Source organism: Kitasatospora sp. NPDC001539, assembly GCF_040298565.1.
Lineage (GTDB): Bacteria > Actinomycetota > Actinomycetes > Streptomycetales > Streptomycetaceae > Kitasatospora.
In genome coordinates, this window is sequence record NZ_JBEPAK010000051.1 from 1 (window position 1) to 17,250 (window position 17,250).

The following is a 17,250-nucleotide window of genomic DNA, read 5'->3' on the forward strand; positions in this document are numbered from 1 at the left end:
GGTCCGCGGGCCCGACGGGTCCGACGCGGCCAACGGCTCCGGCGGGGCCGACGGGGCCTCGGCGGCCTCGGGCGCGGCGGCGTCCCCGCCCCGGCCGCCCGCCGACTCCCCCTCCCCGGCGCCGGGTCGGCGCGGGCCGGCCGGACGGGGCGGCGGACAGGCGCTCCAGGGTGGCGAAGCAGGCGCCCCACGCGGGTGGTTGGGAGCCGAGCGGGTGGGGCGGGAGGGGGTCGTCACGCTCGACGCCGGCGGGCAGCTTGCCGGTGACGGGCCTGGGCGGGCGTCCGCCCCGGCGGGCGAGGTGCGTCCAGAAGCCGACGGCGAGCGGCGCGGTCGCCACGCCCGCGGGCGCGGGCCAGGGCTGACCGGTCTGCGGGTGGCGCGGCACCACGGCGATGTCCGGAAGGGGATCGGGCAGGAGCAGGCCCGGTCCGGCCAGGGCCGCGCGCTTGGCCGGGCCCGCTGCGGGCAGCAGCCGGTCGAGGCGGGCCCGGAAGGCGTCGGCGAAGGGGCCGTCGGGCAGGGCGACGGGCGAGCCGTCTGCGGCGGCGACCAGGTGGGCGAGCGTCACGGCCGTCTCCGACGCCCAGCGCGGGTCCCACCGCCCGGCCGCGTCCCACGGCTCGGCGGCGCACCACCAGTGGGTGAGCGAGGCCCAGTCGGCCGCCGGCCGCACCGGGCCCGCGGGCACCGCGCGCACCGCGGCCGGTTCGAGCCAGGTGGCCTGCCACAGGGAACAGGCGTCGATCCTGGTCGCCACCTTCCGGCCGCAGCCGGCGCAGGTGAGGTTCGGGCCGTAGCGGCCGTCGATGCCGCAGCAGGCGCCGGGCTCGCCGCGCTGGAGCAGGACGGTGCCGTGGGCGTCGCCGGGGGCGATCACGATCGAGCGCTCCGCCCGGGCGGGGTCCTCGTCGACGGCGTAGGTGCCCGGTTCCATGAGGACGGGCATGGGGTGGCCGTTGCCGTAGGGCATGCCGGCGTAGACGGGGTAGGGCACCCGCGACAGCGGCGCGGTCAGCGCGGTGCCGCATCCCCCGCACGTGAAGACCTCCACGTGTGCGCTCCTTCCTCGCGCGCCGCGGCGGCGGGTGCGCGCCTCCCGCCCGGGTGGGGGCGGGTGGGGCAGCCTCGCGGCGCCCTTGAATTTACCGTCCCGTGCAACTATTGTCGGGACACATAACGTGCACCTGCAAGCGGCTGCGGGGCATTGGCTCCCGCCGCCGATCCCACCGGGAGTCCGACTTGAGCACCGATCTCTTCACCCCGATCACCCTGCGGGAGCTGACCGTCCCCAACCGGGTCTGGATGCCGCCGATGTGCCAGTACAGCGCCGCACCGGACGGCGAGGCGGCCGGGGCACCCACGGACTGGCACTTCGCCCACCTGGCGGCGCGGGCCGCCGGCGGCACCGGGCTGATCATCGTGGAGGCCACCGCCGTCAACCCCGAGGGGCGCATCAGCCCGTACGACCTCGGACTGTGGAACAACACCCAACGCGAGGCGTTCCGGCGGATCACCTCCTTCCTCAGGGAACAGGGCACCGTCCCCGCCGTCCAGCTCGGCCACGCCGGACGCAAGGCCTCCACCGAGCGGACCTGGGTGGAGCGCGGACGCGCCCTGCGCCCGGACGAGGAGCACGGCTGGCAGCCGCTCGCCCCCAGCGCCGCCGCCTTCTCCCCCGAGCACAGCACCCCCGACGAGCTGACGGTCGATCAGATCCAGGGGATCGTCGCGGACTTCGCCGCCGCCGCCCGGCGCGCGCTGGACGCGGGCTTCCAGGCGGTCGAACTCCACGGCGCCCACGGCTACCTGATCCACCAGTTCCTCTCCCCCCAGAGCAACCACCGCACCGACGCCTACGGCGGCACCTTCGAGGGCCGCATCCGCTTCGCGCTGGAGGTCGCCGACGCGGTGCGCGCGGTGTGGCCCGAGGAACTGCCGCTGTTCTTCCGCGTCTCCGCGACCGACTGGCTGAGCGAGAACCCCGAGGACGGCCGCGAGGGCTGGACCTCGCAGGACACCGTCCGCCTCGCCAAGGAGCTCCAGGCCCACGGCGTGGACCTGCTGGACGTCTCCACCGGCGGCCTCGTCCCCGACGCCCGCATCGAGGCCGCGCCCGGCTTCCAGGTGCCCTTCGCCGAGGCCGTGCGCCACGGGGCCGGCCTGCCGGTCGCCGCCGTCGGCCTGATCACCGACCCCGTCCAGGCCCAGGACATCGTCGCCTCCGGCCGCGCCGACGCCGTCCTGCTCGGCCGCGAACTGCTGCGCAACCCCTCCTGGGCCCGCCACGCCGCCGCCGAACTCGGCGGCGAGGTCCACTCCCCCCTCCAGTACCACCGCGCCTGACGACCGCCCACGGCGGCAGGGCACCCGCGGAGGCCGGGCGCGTCCGCGGGTGCCGTGCGCACCTGCGGGTGCCGGGCGCGCCTGCGGGTGCCGTGCGCGTCCGCGGCGCCCGGGCCTCCCGTTGCGCCGGGAAGGGGCGGTGCGGGGGGCCGGGGCGGGCGGCGGGCAGCGGGCGGTCAGGCGAGCAGGTCGGACTGGAGGGTGACGACCTGGCGGAACGCCGCGGTGGGCACGCCCCGGGGGTTCGTCATGGTGATGACGGCCAGAACGTCGGAGGCCGACAGGTACGCCAGACGGGCGGTCGGCACGCCCTTGCCGGCACTCTCCGTGGAGTCCTTGAGGGTCACGTCCACGCCCTCGACCGCGTCCCAGTCGCCGTGCGGGGCGGTCTTGGCGTCGGGCGCGGCCTTGAGCGGACTCTCCGAGCGCGCGGTGGAGAAGGTGCTCCAGGCCTCGGCCGAGGAGCCGAAGCGCAGCAGCCGGATCTGGGTGCGGGTGCCGTCGGAGGCCGTCCACTCCCGCACGGTGGCCGCGCGGCACGCGTTCTCCAGGAGCTCCGCGCGCAGCTTGGCCGGGTCCTTCTGCTCGGCGAGCAGCGCGTCGCAGGGCACCCAGGAGGCCGGGGCCGTCCCGGCGGCCGCCGAAGGGGCGCCGGCGGCGCCCGCGGTCGCCGACGGCGCGGCGGTGGCCGACGCCGAGGCGGAGGGGGTGGCGGTGGCGGATGGGGTGGCGGTGGGCACCGGGAAGACGGGCGCGGCCACGGAGCCGCCGGCCTCCTTGGGCGCGGGCAGCAGCAGGTAGCGCAGGTCCGCGTAGTGGGGCACCTTGCCCTTGGCGTCCGGGGCGGGCCTGCCCGAGGGCAGCGGCGGCAGGGTCAGCGGCGGGAAGGTGTAGCGGCCGTCGCCGGCGGTGGCCAGGCCGGGCAGGTCGGTGCGCTCGGGCGCGGTGACGGCCATCGCGGCTCCGGTGCCGGCGAGGGCGAACACCAGCACGGCGCAGCTCCAGCGCACCGCGGCCCTGCGGCGGCGGGTGCGCCGGGCGGCCCGCTCCTCGGGGCTCTCCGGGGTCGTGCCGGTTTCCTGCGCTCCGGCGGCCTGCCCGGCCTCGGGGGCCTGGACGGGCTCGGGGGCCGGGACGGCCTCGGGGGCCTGCGCGGGCTCGGGGGCCGGGCAGGCCTCGGGGGCCGGGACGGCCTTGGGGGTCTGCACGGGCTGGGGGGTCTGCGCCGTGTCGGGGGCCGGGACGGTCTCGGGGGCCGGGGCGGCCGGGTCCGGGGCGGGCTGCGGCGACTGCGGTGCGGGCTGCAGTGGCTGCGGCGCGGCGGGCTGGTCGGTCATACGGACGCTCCCGGGAGGGCGAGGCGGTCGAGCTGCATGGTGAAGAGGGCGACGATCTTGTCCTTGGGCAGAGGCGCCAGGCCTTCGGTCTCCATGATCACCAGGAGGTCGCCCTCGGCGGCCGAGCACTCCATGCGGTCGATCGGCGCGGACGGCGGTGCCGGCATCAGGTAGCAGTGCGCCTCGGGGTGGCCGGAGATCGACGGGCCGACGCGGAAGATCCCGGTGTCACCGGTGAACATCGCCGTGTACTCGTTGATCTTCTGCACCTCCTGCTGGTTGAACTGGCGCAGCCGGATGCCGATCACCAGGTCGTCCCCGCCGCTGCGGTAGGTCCGTACGCCGGTGCCCTTGACGTGCAGGCCCTCCCAGTAGGAGCGCAGCCGCTCGCGCTTGTCCTTGGGGATCTGCTGGAGTTCGGCCTCCAGTTCACCCGCCAGCTGCTCGGTGCCGTACTCGGTGTCGTTGCCGTAGCCGCCCTGGTCCGGGCCGAGTTCGTAGCCGGCCGGGACGGGCAGCAGCAGGTCGCGCAGGGAGCCGAAGTGGCTGCCGTTGGACTTGGCGCCGAACGGCGTGGCGCTGGCCGTCGGGGCGGGCGCGCCGGTGGGGCCGGCGGTGGCGGCCGGGGCGGCGTCGTCGTACTGAGTCTTGATGATGCCGACGCCGATGGCCACGCCGACCAGTGCCGCCGCGACGGTCGCGGCCCCGGCGCGCAGCAGGCGGCGCGAGGCGGGGCGGGGCGCGGCGCTTTCGCCGTGGGGCTGTCCGGTGGCGCTCTCGTCGTGGGACTGCTCGGGGGACGGCTGCTGCTCGGGGGCGGGCGGCGTGGCAGCCGACGCGGTGGGCGGGCCTGCAGGCGGGGTCGTGGGCGCGGTGGGCGGGGTCGTGGGCGCGGTGGGCGGGGTCGTGGGCGGGGCGGCCGGGGTTCCGGTCACGGTGTCGTCGGTCATATCATCCGCTCCCACTGCTGCTTGGCGAGGTCCTTGAGGACCGCGGCGTCCACCGGCTTGGGGCTGAAGACCTCCACCGTCATCTGCACCGTGCCGCGCTTGGCGGTGGCCCGGCCGTAGTAGTACTGCTCCTGGGTGTCGGACCAGCGCATGGGCAGGTCGTACACCGTGGCGCCGCCGTTGGCGTCGTCGGCGAAGGACTCCGCGCGGAAGGCCTTCGCCTCCTCGGCGTGGTCGGGCGCGTACTCGGTGAGCAGGACCCGGTACCTGATGTCGTCCTTCTTCCAGTCCACTTCGGCCGCGCGCCGGAAACCGGAGGCGTTGAGGCTCTTGAACGCGACGTCGGGGCGACCGCTGCGCTCGGCGAGGTCGCCGGCCGACATCCAGCTCGGCTTGTCCGGGAAGTCGCTCCAGGGGCCGCTGCCCTCCGGGGCGCTGACCAGCAGTTTGGTCAGGTCGCCGTCGATGGCGAGCGGGGCGGGCTGCTCGGCGGCGAAGGCGGCCGCGTCGACCGTCCGGGCCGGGTAGGACGGGCGGGCGACCTGGAGCCCGGGCAGCGGCGTGGGCGGGCGCTGGGCCTGGACGGCGTAGCCGACGCCGCCGCCGGCCAGCGCGCCCAGGACCAGGGCGCAGGCGCACAGCAGCACCGGGCGTGGACGGCGCGGGGCGCGCGGCGCGGCCTCGGCGGCGGCCGGGGGCTCGAGGGTGGTGGCCGGGGGCTCGGGGGTGGCCAGAGGCTCGGCGGCGACCGGGGGTTCCGGGGTGGCCGGGGGCTCGGGGGTGGCGTGGGCCGGTGCGGCCGGCTGCGGCTGCGACGCGGGCGGTGCGTCGGCCGGCGCGTCGCCCGGCGCGGGCGACTGCGCGGGTTCGGTGGTCACGGAAGGGGCTCCAGAGCAAGGGGTGAAGGGTGCGGCGGAGGGGCGGGGCGCGGGCTCAGCCGGAGGCGAGCCACTCGCGCTGGCGCTTCATCAGGTCATTGAGCAGCGCCTTGTCCGGGGTGCCCTTCACCTCGACGTCGACGGTGTACTGGACGTCGCCCTGGCTGCCGATGCCGCTCATCGAGCCGGTGTACGTCTCGTTCTTGGGCTTCTTGCGGAAGCCGTGGGCGTTCGGGTCACCGTCGATGTCGATCGGTTCCTGCGACTTGATGGTGTAGCCCCTGACGAACCTGCCGGCGGTGTCGGCGGAGCCGAAGTGCAGCAGGGTGACGGTCACTTCGGCCTTGCCGTCGGCCGTCCGGTAGGTGCGGACGGCGCCGTCCTTGTAGCCGAGGCCGGTGAGGAGGGAGTCGATGTCGTCGGGCTTGCCGAACATCTCGGCGACGTCGTCGCGGGTCATCGCCATCCCGTCCGCGGGCCCGTACGACTCGCCGCCGTCGGGGATCGGGAGCAGGAAGTAGCGCAGGTCGCCCTCGTGCTTGGAGCCGTTGACCGTGCCCTTGACGGTGCTGGCGGGCTTGGGCTCGGCCGGGGCGGCGGTCGGCACCGGTACCGGGACGGCGGAGGGCGTCGCGCTCGCGGCCGCCGAAGCGGTGGTGGCCCGGGCGGGCGCGGCGGCGGCCGGGCGGGGGTCCGGCTTGCCGACGGCGACGGTGAGCGTGGCGCTGGCCGCCGTGACGGCGAGCAGCCCCGCGGTGGCCAGCGCCACCGTGACGGCCCGCGGCAGGCGCCGCGGAGCCGGCGCGGCAGCGGACTCGACGACGGCCTCGGGCGCGGCCTCGAACTCGGGCGTGGGCTCGACAGCGGGCGCAGGCGCGGCCTGGGCGGCGGCCTCGGGCGCGACGGCCTCGGGCGCGGCGGGCGCGGACTGCGGCGCGGCGGGCTGCGGCGGTGCGGTGGGCGCCGGCGGCGGCTCGGTGGAAGCGCTCTCGTTTTCGGGCGCAGGCAAAGGAGTCCCCCAAGGGAAAAGTGGATTTCGCACGCGGACCACTCTCGGATTCCGCTCCCCTGCGGTTGTCCGGACCGCCCATCACGTGTCTCAGCAGGCATTATGAGAGCCCGTTGACACGGGTGCCAACAAATTCAATCACCGCACTCCAGATCATTGGCCGTAAACCGGACACGCCGTGATCCAAACGCAACCCGCCCGGTGTGCCGCGAAGGCGGCCGAGGCCGGTGCGGGCCGGCCGGCGCTGGCGTCCCACGCACGGCGGCCGGCATGGCCGGCCTGGCGGCCTGGCCCCGGACCGGCTGGCGGCGGGTCGTTGCGGCGCGGGTTCGGGCGCGAAGGCCGCTCGGGGTCCTACGGTTCTTTCCGTGGTCACCGGCCGGCCGGTCGGGGACCGGCGGCGAGGAAGGACTGACGCCATGGGTGTTCCCGCGGACGAGGCCGGCTGGCGGCAAAAGCGGTTCGAGCGGGGCATGGAGACGATGGCCCGGGTCAGCGGCGAGGCAGGGCGGCGGGTGGTGGAGGCACTGGCCGACGTCAATCCGGAGCTGGCCCAGCAGATCGTCGGCTGGGGGTTCGGCGAGATCTACAGTCGCCCGCAACTGTCGCCGCGTGACCGGCAGTTGGTGACGCTGGGGATGCTGACCGCGCTCGGCGGCTGCGAGCCCCAGCTGGAGGTGCACGTCAACGCGGCGCTCGATGTCGGGCTCTCCCCCGTGCAGATCACCGAGGCGCTGCTGCACGCGGCCGGGTACTGCGGTTTTCCCAGGGCGCTCAACGCGACCTTCGTCGCCAAGAAGGTCTTCGGCGAGCGCGGGCTGCTGCCGGTCGAGGAGCACTGACGGCCCGCCGCGGCCGGAGCGGCGGGCCGGGTGCGGCGGGTGGGGCGTGGCGGGTGGGGCGTGGCGGGTGGGGTGTCAGTGCTGGGACTCGGAGGCGAGGACGGTCGTGCCGACGGCCGTCTGCGGCGGGCTCAGCAGGCCGACGGGCTGCCGGCGGCCGGTGGCGCGGCCGCCGGACCACTGGCCGAGGGCGGCCGCCGTCGAGGACGGCCCGTCCCCGCACGGGGCGCGGGCGACCTGCCGGACGACGTGCCCGCCGGTGTCCGTCACCGCCATCGTCATCGTCACCGTCACCAGGCTCTCGAGCCGGGGGTGGTCCCCGCCCCAGGCAGGACCGGGGCGGTCGGTGACGCGCGGGTCTGGATGCTCCCGGGCACCTCGCTCCGCCCGCTCCCCAGGCTCGCCGCCCGGGTTCTGCGGCACGCGCTGGATCACCGCGGGTACGCGTCCTGGTCGGCGCGGGCGCTGCCGAAGGTGCGGCGGTAGGCGCCGGGGGTGGTGCCGAGGGCGGCGTGGAAGCGGCGGCGCAGGTTGACGGCGGAGGCCAGGCCGACCCGCGCGGCGACGGCCTCCACCGGCAGGTCGGTCTGCTCCAGCAGCGCGCGGGCGGCGTCGATACGGCGGGCCAGCAGCCACTGGCCGGGGCTGGTGCCGAGCTGTTCGGCGAAGCGCCGGGCCAGGGTGCGCCCGGAGACGCCGGCGCGGGCGGCCAGGGCCGCCAGGGACAGCCGCTCCCCCAGGTGCTCCTCGGCCCACTCCAGCAGCGGCGCCAGCGACTCGTCCGCCCGCGCGGGCGCGGGGACGGCGGCGTACTGCAGCTGGCTGCCCTCGCGGTGCGGGGGCAGCACCATGTGCCGGGCGACCTGCGCGGCGTAGGCGGCGCCGTGGTCGCGGCGCAGCAGGTGCAGGCACAGGTCGACGCCCGCGCCGGACCCGGCGCTGGTGGCGACGTCGCCGTGGTCGACGTACAGCACGTCGCGGTCGACGGTCAGGGCGGGGTGCTGGGCGGCGAGTTGGGCGGTGCGGGCCCAGTGGGTGGTGGCGCGGCGGCCGTCCAGGAGGCCGGCCTGGGCCAGGACGAAGGCGCCGGTGCAGATGGACACGATCCGGGCACCGCGGGTGTGGGCGGCGCGCAGCGCGTCCAGTACGTCGGGCGGTACCGGGGCGCCGGGTGGCTGCCAGCCGGGGATGATCACGGTGTCGGCCTGTTCGAGGGTCTCCAGGCCGGCGTCGACGAGCAGCGGGGCTCCGAGGGTGGTGGGCACCGGGCCGGGGTCGCGGGTGCACAGGGCGAAGTCGTAGTGGGAGGGCAGTCCGGCGCGTTCGGTGCCGAAGACCTCGGCGGCGCAGGCGAGTTCGAAGGGAGACTGGGGGGTGCCGAGCAGGGCCGCCACGCGGTGGCGGGCCGTGGGCACGGGCGGGGCGGACGAAGGGGCCGGGGCGGCCGGGGAACGCATGGCAGGAATGTACCCGAGGGCGTCTTTGTGGACACTGGGCGGCGGGAGCGGCGGCCGCCACAGTGGGGGCATGAGCGAGAACAGCAAGGACCGCGGGGACGGTGGGGACGGCGTGGGCGTGGCAGGCGGGGGCGGGGTGGGCGGTGCCCCGAAGACGGTGGTGCTGGCCCAGGAGGTGGAGCCGGTCGAGGTTGGGCCGGGAATCGTGCGGCGCCGGCTGACCGCCACCGGCTACGCGCGCGGCTGGCTGATCGACTTCGCGCCGGGCAGCGAGTGGCCGGTGGTCGACGTGCACGAGACGGAGGAGCGCTACTACGTGCTCAGCGGCGAGGTGATCGAGGGGGACGAGCGGCACCCGGCGGGCAGTTACGTCGTGTTCGCGCCGGGCAGCCGCCACCGGCCGCGCACCGAGACGGGCGCGCGGATGCTGGGGATCACCATCTCCGCGGCCTGACGAGGCGCCGGGAGCGCGACCCGGCGCCCCGGCGCCCCGGCGTCCGCCCGTCGGGCGAGGGCCGGGGCTCAGGGGAGCGGGATCCGGGCGCGGGGGTCCGGGCCCGGGGGGCTCAGGAGTAGGTGATCTCGACCGATTCGACGACCACGTCCTCGACCGGGCGCTCGTTCTCGGTGGGTGCGGTGGCGATCGCGTCCACCACGGCCTTGGAGGCGGCGTCGGCGACCTGCCCGAAGATGGTGTGGCGGCGGTTGAGGTGGGCGGGGGTGCCCACGGTGATGAAGAACTGCGAACCGTTGGTGCCGGGGCCGGAGTTGGCCATCGCCAGCAGGTAGGGCCTGGTGAAGAACAGTTCGGGGTGGAACTCGTCCGCGAAGGCGTAGCCCGGGCCGCCGGTGCCGGTGCCGGTCGGGTCGCCGCCTTGGATCATGAAGCCCGCGATCACCCGGTGGAACAGGGTGTTGTCGTAGTACGGGCCGCTGCCCGGCTCGCCGGTGCGCGGGTCGGTGTACTTCTTGGTGCCTTCGGCGAGTTCGACGAAGTTGCGGACCGTCTTGGGGGCGTGGAAGGGGAACAGTTCCAGCCGGATCGGGCCGGCCGTGGTGTGCAGGGTGGCGAACCGGGCCGTGGCCACGGGTGACTCCTCGGGTCGGGCATCAGGACTTCCGGGTGGGAATCCTGGCACAGTGGGGGGTTCGCGGCCGAACCGGGCGGCCGGCGGGCGAGGAGGGGGTGGCCGTGGTGGTGGGTGCGGTGCTGGTCGCGGTGCTGGTGCTGGTCGTGGCGGGGTGCGGGTGCGTGGTGTGGGCCGAGCGCGGCGGGCCGCGGTGGGCGCGCGCGGTCGCGGCCGTCACGCTCGGCGCGGGAGAGGTGCTGCGGCATCTTGAGCGGGGTCGGCGCCGCGAGCGTGCACGGCGCCGGCGCGTGACCGGCGGCGGGGACGGGGGCTGAGCCCCGGCGCGCGGCGAAGGGGGTGCGGCGCGCGAACGGGGCGGGGGGGGTGCGCCGGACGGGGGCGGGGTGCGGCGGACGCCGGCGTGCGGTGGTGCCCCCTCCCCCGGGCCTTGTGGTACTGCCTCGTGGGGCCGGGGCGCGCGTATCCCCGTCCGTCGCCGTGACGGCGGCGACGGCCGGGGACGTACGGGGTGTCAGCTCTCGCTGGTGCGGCGGCGGGAGACGGCGACCAGCGCGGCCCCGGCGGCCAGGGCCGCGGCGGCGCCGCCGGCCTCCCAGCCGAGCCCGTCGGTGCCGGTGGCGGCGAGCGTGCCGCCGGCCGCGGTGGTGACCGCGGTCGCGGAACCGGTGGTCGCGGAACCCGTGGTGGCGGAGCCCGTGGTGGCGCTCGTGCCGGTGGTGTCGGCGGTGCCGGTCCCGGTCAGGGCGGCCGGCTGGACGCTCTGCTGGGCGCCCTGGTCCTGCTGCCCGGCGCCCTTGCCGTCCGACGTGCCGGCGCCCTTGCCGTCCGGCTTGTCAGCAGGCTTGTCGTCCGGCTTGTCGGCGGGCTTGTTCGCGGCGGCCTCGTCCACGGCGCGGGCCTTGGCCCAGCCCGCGTCGAGGAAGGCCAGGACGGCTTCGTCGCCGCCGTCCAGCGCCTTGCCGGCGGCCTCGCGCACGGCCGGGCCGCCGGTGGACATGATCCGGGCGACCTTGACCCGGTTGTCGTCCGCGCGCAGCCTGGGCAGTGCGACCGTCAGGAAGTGCGTCAGGTCCGCCGGGGTGCCGTCGAGCGCCTTCTGGGCGGCCTCGGCGGTGTAGCTGCTGATGCTCTTGTCCGCCAGGACGGCCAGCACCGCGACGCGGTCGTCCTCGGCCTGGGCGGCGGGCCAGCCCACCTTCAGGAACGTCGCGACGTCCTCGTCGCTGCCGTCCATGGCCTTTTGGGCGGCCTCGCGCACGGCGCGGCCGCCGGAGACCATCAGCCGGGAGACCTTGACCCGGTTGTCGTCCGCGCGCAGCCTGGGCAGTTCGACCGTCAGGAAGTGCGTCAGGTCCGCCGGGGTGCCGTCGAGCGCCTTCTGGGCGGCCTCGGCGGTGTAGCTGCTGATGCTCTTGTCCGCCAGGACGGCCAGCACCGCGACGCGGTCGTCCTCGGCCTGGGCGGCGGGCCAGCCCACCTTCAGGAACGTCGCGACGTCCTCGTCGCTGCCGTTCAGCGCCTTGCGGGCGGCTTCGCGCACGGCGCGGCCGCCGGAGGACAGGATCTGGGCGACCTTCACCTGGTTGTCCGCGGCGCGCTGCTTGGGCAGCTCGACCGCCAGGAAGTGCCGCATCTGGGCGGCGGTACCCTTGAGCGCCTTCGAGGCGGCCTCGCGCACCCCGGGCCCGGTCTCCTTGTCGGCGAGGATCCGCTGGATCTCGGCGCGGTCGCGCTGCTCCTGGCCGTCGGCGTCCTCGGCAGGCGTGGCGTCCGGGGCGGAGCCGGAGGCGGTGTCGGGGCCGGCGATCCCGGTCGGCTGGGGGGCGTCGGCCGCCGAGGCCGTCGAAGGGAACAGGACGGCGGGGGCGAGGACGGCGGCCGCGACGACGGCGGACACCCGGGGCAGCTTCATGCAGAGGAACCTGCTGCTTCCTGTGAAGAGATCATGAACGCCCACAGCATAAGTCTTCTTGTATGTTCGCCCTACCGGATATCCGGCGCTGCTCCGCGAGGCCCGCGAGGGCGCGTCCCGCCCGGCCGCAAGGCGCCGCTAGGGTGGGGCGGATGAGCTTCCATCTGGTCGTCGGACACGGGCCCGCCGGGGCCGCCACCGCCCGGCTGCTGGCCGGACAGGGCCACGAGGTGCGGGTGGTCACCCGCACCGGAGGTCCCGGCGGGCCGGCCGTCGAGGGCGTCGAGCACCTCGCCCTGGACGCGAGTGACCCGGTGCGGCTGGCGCGGGCCGCCCGCGGCGCCGTCGCCATCCACGGCTGCGCCGCCCCGCCGCTGCCGCAGTGGGCCGGGCGCTGGCCGGCCCTGGTCTCCGCGCTGTGCGCGGCGGCCGAGGACAGCGGCGCGGTGCTGGTCCTGCTCGGCAACCTGTACGGCTACGGGCCGCTGCCCGACCCCGCTCGCCCGATGACCGAGGACCTGCCGCTGGCCGCGACCGGCCCCAAGGGGCGGGTGCGGGCGCAGGCCTGGCAGCGGGCGCGGGCGCTGCACGAGGCCGGGCGGATCCGGGCCGTGGAGGTGCGGGCCTCGGACTTCTTCGGACCGGGTGTCACCGACGGCGGCCACCTGGCCGCCCGGGTGGTGCCGGCGCTGCTCGGGGGCCGCCCGGTCACGGTGCTCGGGGATCCGGACGCCCCGCACAGCTGGACCTACCTGCCGGACGTGGCACGGGCGTTGGTCGAGGTCGCGGGCGAGGAGCGGGCCTGGGGCCGGGCCTGGCACGTGCCCACCGCGCCCGCCGCCTCCGCCCGCGCCATGGTCGCCCTCCTCGCGGCGCAGGCCGGCACCGGCCCGGTCGCGGTGCGCCGCCTGTCGCCCGTCCTGCTCGGCGCGGCCGGACTGTTCTCCCCGCTGCTGCGCGAACTGCGGGAGGTCCGCTACCAGTTCGAGCGCCCGTTCGTCATGGACTCCCGTGCCTACGAGGCGGCGTTCACGCTCCGGGCCACGCCGCTGCCCGAGCAGGTGGCGGCCACCGTCGCCTGGTGGCGCGAGCGGACGGGCGCGTAGCGGCGCGCCGCCCCTCGACGGTCGGTGGCTGGTGGCCGGTGGCGGGGCGGCGGGTGGTGGCCGGTGGCAGGGCGGGGCGCGCTCACCTGGTGATGTCGCCGTCCGGCACGTCCCGGACGGTGATCTTTTCGGCGGGCAGGCCGAGGAGTTCGGCGACCGCGGCGCCGATCCCTCCGGCGTCCGCCGTCGGAGCGGGGGCCGACCCGTCGGTGTAGCGCTCGATGGCCGCGTGGAAGTAGGAGGGGTTCCAGGCGCCGACGGCGCCGCTGACGTCGACGGACTGCACCGGCCGGTGGCCGACGGCGCGCCGCATCGCCGGGAGGATCTCGTCGGAGGCGTACTTCCCGGGGACCTGGAACAGGCTCGCGTGGCCGCCGACCTTGGCGCCGTCGCGCAGGCGGACGGTGACGACCAGGCAGCTGGTGACGGACGGGTAGGTGATCGTCCCGCGCAGCCCCACCTCGCCGACCTCGCCCTCGGTGATCGCGACGGCCCGCGGGGGCGCCTTGGGCCCGCCGGGCGAAAGCGCCGCCCCGGCGGCGGCCGGCTCGTACGCCGGCGGCTCGTACGCCACCAGCCCGTACGCCACCGGCCCGTACGCCACCGGCCCGTCACTGCCGCGTGCCGCCGCGCCGGCGGCCGTACCGGCGGCCAGGACCAGCGCCAGCGCCGCGGCGGCGGCCAGGCCGGCCCCTCCCGCGGACCGCGCGGACACCGTGATCGTCATGAACCCCCCGTTTCGGGACACCGGTCCGCCTCCCGGACCCGCGCACCACGCGCGGCGACACATGCTCCCGGGCACGAACGATCCCGTCAACCGCGGGCCCCGCGCGTCAGGCGCCCCCGCCGAGCGAGTCCGCCGCGCGGTAGCCGGCCCGCACGCCGTCGACGAGGACGATGTCGGCCACCATGTGCCGGGTGCGCAGCGGCAGGATCTCCCGGTAGGCGGGCGAGTTCCACCAGGCGCGGGCCCGCTCGAGGTCGGGGAACGCGATGACGATCGTGCCGCCCTGGCCCCACGTGCCCTCGACCGTCTCCGACGTGCCGCCGTGGACGATGAAGTGCCCGCCGAAGGGGTCGAGGGTGGCGTCGATGCGCTCCAGGTACTCGACGATGTCGGGGCCGAACTCCACCGAGTGGACCTGGGCGATCGCGTAGGCGCTCATCTGCTGCTCCTGGGGCTCGTCGTCGGGATCCCTACCGGTTCCCGCCGGTCTTCCTGCTGACGTCCCCGACGGTAGGCCGCCGCGAGCCCCGGCCGAATCCGTCACGCATCAGCAGGGGTGACGTACGTACCGATCCCGGAGGGCGGCCGGTGCAAGGGCGGAGCCGTACCGCTCCGCGCACCGTCACGGCGATACGGTCCTACCGGAGCAGAAGGCGGAGCGGGTCAGCTCCGCGGCGCGCCGGTCAGCGGTTCGAGCCCGTCGCGCCTGCGCTGCCGGCGGAGCTGCCAGTGGACGAATCGGGGGGATGCGCAGCCCCAGGCGTCGGTGATGCCGACGGGGCACGGGTCGATCTCCGCCGTGAGCAGCCCATGGAGAAACTCCGCCATCCCCATGTGGAAGACCCGCGGTGCGCCCCCGTTCCTGCCGAGGACCACGACCGGCCAGGCGTCGGGGTCGTCCCCGACCGTCAGCCAGCACAGGGTGTCGGCGGTGGAGGAGCCGCCCCAGGCGACGGGTTGCTCGCCGGAGCGGACCTCGTCGGTGGGCTCGCCGTCCTCGTCGATGAGCCAGCGGGCCTCCTGCGTCATGTCGTGCATCCCGGGCTGGGGGGCGTCCGGTGGCATCAGCTCATCGGGAGCGAGGATCGAGACGCAGTCCTCGATACCTCCGTGCCCGTACCGGGTGATGAACTCGGTGTAGTCGCGCGGGAACCGCAGGCCCCACGCCTGCTCCACCGCCGCCCAGTCACCGGACTCCCCGGCTCCCTCGTGCGGGGGCATGAGCTCCAGGAGGCGGTTGATGTCGAATTCGCGTGCCATTGATCACTCTCGCTGAAGCCCGGGGTTGTAGCAGGTCCTGGATTCTGGCCCATGGAGCGAGTTGGGGACGACCTCGGCCTTCGTGCGGTCGCGGACTCGCCGGGTGATGGCCGCTCGGCGCGCGGTGGTGCTCGCTAGGCTCGGCGGGGACGGGTTCTGCTGTGGAAGGGCGGGGTGGCGCATGCTCGGGTACGACGCGGACGGGTTCGTGCGAGGCGGGGTGGCGCACCGGGTGGTGGCGGGGGCGGTGCACTACTTCCGGGTGCATCCGCAGCTGTGGGAGGACCGGCTGCGGCGGGTGCGGGCGCTGGGGGTGAACACGGTGGACACGTACGTGCCGTGGAACTTCCACGAACTGCGGCCCGGGCAGGTGGACTTCACCGGGTGGCGCGATGTGGGGCGGTTCGTGCGGCTGGCCGGGGAGCTGGGGATGGACGTGATCCTGCGCCCGGGCCCCTACATCTGCGCGGAGTGGGAGTTCGGCGGCCTGCCGGCCCGGCTGCTGGCGGTGGAGGGGCTGCGGCTGCGGTGCGCGGACCCGGCGTACCTGGCCGAGGTGGACGGCTGGTTCGACGCGCTGGTGCCCGAGGTGCTGCCGCTGCTGGCCAGCCGGGGCGGGCCGGTGGTGGCGGTGCAGGTGGAGAACGAGTACGGCAGTTACGGCGACGACGCCGCGTACCTGCGCCACCTGCGCGACGGCCTGGTGCGGCGCGGTGTGGACTGTCTGCTGTTCACCACCGACGGCGCCCACGACACCATGCAGCAGGGCGGCTCGATCCCCGGGCACCTGGCCACCGCGACGTTCGGCTCCCGCGCGCCCGAACGCCTGGCGCTGCTGCGCCGCCACCAGGCGGACGGGCCGCTGGCGGCGATGGAGTTCTGGATCGGCTGGTTCGACCAGTGGGGGCAGCCGCACCATGTCCGCGATCCGAAGGAGACGGCCGCCTCGCTGGACGAACTGCTGGCCACCGGCGCCTCCGTGAACCTGTACATGGCGCACGGCGGCACCAACTTCGGCCTGTGGGCGGGCGCCAACCACTCCGGCGCCCACCCGTACGACGCCGGGTACGAGCCGACCGTCACCAGCTACGACTACGACGCGCCGATCGGCGAGGCGGGCGAGCTGACCGACAAGTTCCACGCGCTGCGCGAGGTCATCGGCCGCTACCTGGACCTGCCCGAGGACGAACTGCCGCCTCCACTGCCCCGGGTGGCGCCGCAGCGGCTGGAGCGCGCCGAGGGGCGGGCGGCGCTGCTGGCGGCCCTGGACGCGCTGTCGCAGCCGGTGCAGCGGGCGGCGCCGCTGCCGATGGAGGCCCTCGGGCAGGACCTGGGCCTGATCCACTACCGCACCCGCGTGCCCGGCCCGCGTCCCGAACTGCCGTTGCGCATCGACGGATTGGCCGACCGGGCGCAGGTGTTCGCGGACGGGCGCCCGCTGGGGACGCTGGAGCGCAACGACCCCGGTGCCACGCTGGCGCTGGCCACCGGCGAGGACGGGGTGCAGCTGGACATCCTGGTCGAGGCGCTGGGCCGGGTGAACTACGGGCCGCAGATGGACGACCGCAAGGGCATCACCCGCGGCGTCTCGCACGGGGACCAGCGGCTGTTCGGCTGGCAGATCCATCCGCTGCCGCTGACCGAAGCCGCCCTGGCCGCCCTCGACTTCACCGACGACGTGGCCCCCGCGGACGGCGAGCCGGTGTTCCACCGCTTCACGGCCCGGCTCGACTCCCCCGCCGATGCGTTCCTCGCCCTGCCCGGCTGGGGCCGCGGCCTGCTGTGGGTCAACGGGTTCCTCCTCGGCCGCTACCGCGCCGACGGCCCCCAGCGCACCCTCTACGCCCCCGCGCCGCTGTGGCGTGCCGGGGACAACGAGGTGCTGGTGCTCGAACTCGAACTCCACGGCGAGGCGCTGGAGTTGCGCGACCAGCCGGACCTGGGCCCGACCACGGCCGCGCCCAGCGCCGAGTACTGACGGACGGGGGCAGGGCACGGCCCCCGCCCCGGAGCCGGCCGGCTCCGGGGCGGGGCGGTGGTCAGGCGCAGGTGCAGGCCGGTCTCGCAGACCGCGGTCCTCGACGACGGAGGCGGCCTCGCGCCGCTGCTCTGCGGTGACGCGGGAAAGGGCGGAGGACATCACTGCTCCCCCGGTTCGCGGGCCGGCCCGCTCGCGTGCTCGCCGAGGACGGCCCCGGCGAGGCAGCGCGGGCGGAAGCAGGTCCGGTCTGGTGTCCGCCGCCGGCCGGGCCGCCTGGAGTTCCGCTGGAGCCGACGCTCTCCGTTCGATCGGCGGGGTTGACTGGACCGGGGACGGTGCTACGTTGACCGCATG

The 17,250-nt window shown here is 75.9% G+C and carries 18 protein-coding genes; 6 read left to right on the forward strand and 12 right to left on the reverse strand.

Features of this window, described 5'->3' with window-relative positions:
• Window positions 1-1,054: hypothetical protein (locus tag ABT247_RS11340; RefSeq protein WP_350741328.1), on the reverse strand; the 1,054-nt coding region annotated here is incomplete at its 3' end.
• Between the two features lie 188 nt (window positions 1,055-1,242).
• Between ABT247_RS11340 and ABT247_RS11345 the strand changes: the two genes are divergently transcribed.
• Window positions 1,243-2,346, forward strand: coding sequence for an NADH:flavin oxidoreductase/NADH oxidase (locus ABT247_RS11345; RefSeq protein ID WP_350741330.1), 1,104 nt, complete (start codon window positions 1,243-1,245; stop codon window positions 2,344-2,346).
• A gap of 176 nt (window positions 2,347-2,522) precedes the next feature.
• Here the strand turns inward: ABT247_RS11345 and ABT247_RS11350 are convergent, their stop codons facing one another.
• Genes ABT247_RS11350 through ABT247_RS11365 form a run of 4 tightly spaced genes read right to left on the reverse strand, consistent with a single transcriptional unit; the run spans window position 2,523 to window position 6,520 of the window.
• Window positions 2,523-3,683, reverse strand: coding sequence for a hypothetical protein (locus ABT247_RS11350; protein WP_350741332.1), 1,161 nt, complete (start codon window positions 3,681-3,683; stop codon window positions 2,523-2,525).
• Complete coding sequence (locus ABT247_RS11355) at window positions 3,680-4,633, reverse strand: hypothetical protein (RefSeq protein WP_350741334.1); 954 nt, start codon at window positions 4,631-4,633, stop codon at window positions 3,680-3,682. Before ABT247_RS11355 ends, ABT247_RS11350 begins: the two co-directional genes overlap by 4 nt.
• Window positions 4,630-5,511 carry a hypothetical protein gene (locus ABT247_RS11360; RefSeq protein ID WP_350741336.1) on the reverse strand — a complete coding sequence of 294 codons (882 nt, stop codon included), beginning with the start codon at window positions 5,509-5,511 and terminating at the stop codon, window positions 4,630-4,632. Before ABT247_RS11360 ends, ABT247_RS11355 begins: the two co-directional genes overlap by 4 nt.
• A gap of 55 nt (window positions 5,512-5,566) precedes the next feature.
• Window positions 5,567-6,520 (reverse strand): hypothetical protein, encoded by a 954-nt coding sequence (locus ABT247_RS11365; protein ID WP_350741338.1) that lies wholly within the window; start codon window positions 6,518-6,520, stop codon window positions 5,567-5,569.
• A 419-nt stretch (window positions 6,521-6,939) separates the two neighbouring features.
• On the opposite strand from ABT247_RS11365, the gene ABT247_RS11370 reads away from it, so the two are divergent.
• Complete coding sequence (locus ABT247_RS11370; protein ID WP_350741340.1) at window positions 6,940-7,362, forward strand: carboxymuconolactone decarboxylase family protein; 423 nt, start codon at window positions 6,940-6,942, stop codon at window positions 7,360-7,362.
• Between the two features lie 75 nt (window positions 7,363-7,437).
• On the opposite strand, the gene ABT247_RS11375 is transcribed toward ABT247_RS11370, so the two are convergent.
• Both ABT247_RS11375 and ABT247_RS11380 read right to left on the reverse strand, forming a co-directional pair.
• Window positions 7,438-7,650 carry a hypothetical protein gene (locus ABT247_RS11375; protein WP_350741342.1) on the reverse strand — a complete coding sequence of 71 codons (213 nt, stop codon included), beginning with the start codon at window positions 7,648-7,650 and terminating at the stop codon, window positions 7,438-7,440.
• 143 nt (window positions 7,651-7,793) lie between these two features.
• Window positions 7,794-8,819: a helix-turn-helix domain-containing protein gene (locus tag ABT247_RS11380; RefSeq protein WP_502892433.1), complete on the reverse strand. Its 1,026-nt coding sequence runs from the start codon at window positions 8,817-8,819 to the stop codon at window positions 7,794-7,796.
• Window positions 8,820-8,889: 70 nt separating this feature from the next.
• Between ABT247_RS11380 and ABT247_RS11385 the strand changes: the two genes are divergently transcribed.
• The gene (locus ABT247_RS11385; RefSeq protein ID WP_350741344.1) at window positions 8,890-9,273 is read left to right on the forward strand and encodes a cupin domain-containing protein; all 384 of its coding nucleotides are present in this window, start codon (window positions 8,890-8,892) and stop codon (window positions 9,271-9,273) included.
• 112 nt (window positions 9,274-9,385) lie between these two features.
• Here ABT247_RS11385 and ABT247_RS11390 read toward each other — a convergent pair whose 3' ends face one another.
• On the reverse strand, window positions 9,386-9,907 hold the full coding sequence (locus ABT247_RS11390; RefSeq protein WP_350741346.1) for a peptidylprolyl isomerase: 522 nt from the start codon (window positions 9,905-9,907) through the stop codon (window positions 9,386-9,388).
• Between the two features lie 107 nt (window positions 9,908-10,014).
• Between ABT247_RS11390 and ABT247_RS11395 the strand changes: the two genes are divergently transcribed.
• Entirely contained in the window at window positions 10,015-10,224 is a 210-nt protein-coding gene (locus ABT247_RS11395) for a hypothetical protein (protein ID WP_350741389.1), read from the forward strand.
• A gap of 197 nt (window positions 10,225-10,421) precedes the next feature.
• Here ABT247_RS11395 and ABT247_RS11400 read toward each other — a convergent pair whose 3' ends face one another.
• Window positions 10,422-11,822, reverse strand: a complete 1,401-nt coding sequence (locus tag ABT247_RS11400; RefSeq protein ID WP_350741348.1) for an ALF repeat-containing protein — start codon at window positions 11,820-11,822, stop codon at window positions 10,422-10,424.
• Between the two features lie 152 nt (window positions 11,823-11,974).
• Here ABT247_RS11400 and ABT247_RS11405 point away from each other — a divergent pair, with 152 nt between their 5' ends.
• A complete protein-coding gene (locus tag ABT247_RS11405; RefSeq protein WP_350741350.1) occupies window positions 11,975-12,928 on the forward strand; it encodes an NAD-dependent epimerase/dehydratase family protein in 954 nt (317 codons plus the stop codon).
• Window positions 12,929-13,010: 82 nt separating this feature from the next.
• Here the strand turns inward: ABT247_RS11405 and ABT247_RS11410 are convergent, their stop codons facing one another.
• From ABT247_RS11410 to ABT247_RS11420, 3 genes are all read right to left on the reverse strand, one after another.
• A complete protein-coding gene (locus tag ABT247_RS11410) occupies window positions 13,011-13,655 on the reverse strand; it encodes a hypothetical protein (RefSeq protein WP_350741352.1) in 645 nt (214 codons plus the stop codon).
• 106 nt (window positions 13,656-13,761) lie between these two features.
• Window positions 13,762-14,094, reverse strand: a complete 333-nt coding sequence (locus ABT247_RS11415) for a DUF1330 domain-containing protein (protein ID WP_350741354.1) — start codon at window positions 14,092-14,094, stop codon at window positions 13,762-13,764.
• Window positions 14,095-14,318: 224 nt separating this feature from the next.
• Window positions 14,319-14,915, reverse strand: coding sequence for an SMI1/KNR4 family protein (locus ABT247_RS11420; RefSeq protein WP_350741356.1), 597 nt, complete (start codon window positions 14,913-14,915; stop codon window positions 14,319-14,321).
• A gap of 181 nt (window positions 14,916-15,096) precedes the next feature.
• Between ABT247_RS11420 and ABT247_RS11425 the strand changes: the two genes are divergently transcribed.
• On the forward strand, window positions 15,097-16,893 hold the full coding sequence (locus ABT247_RS11425; RefSeq protein ID WP_350741358.1) for a glycoside hydrolase family 35 protein: 1,797 nt from the start codon (window positions 15,097-15,099) through the stop codon (window positions 16,891-16,893).
• The last annotated feature ends 357 nt before the right edge of the window (window positions 16,894-17,250 follow it).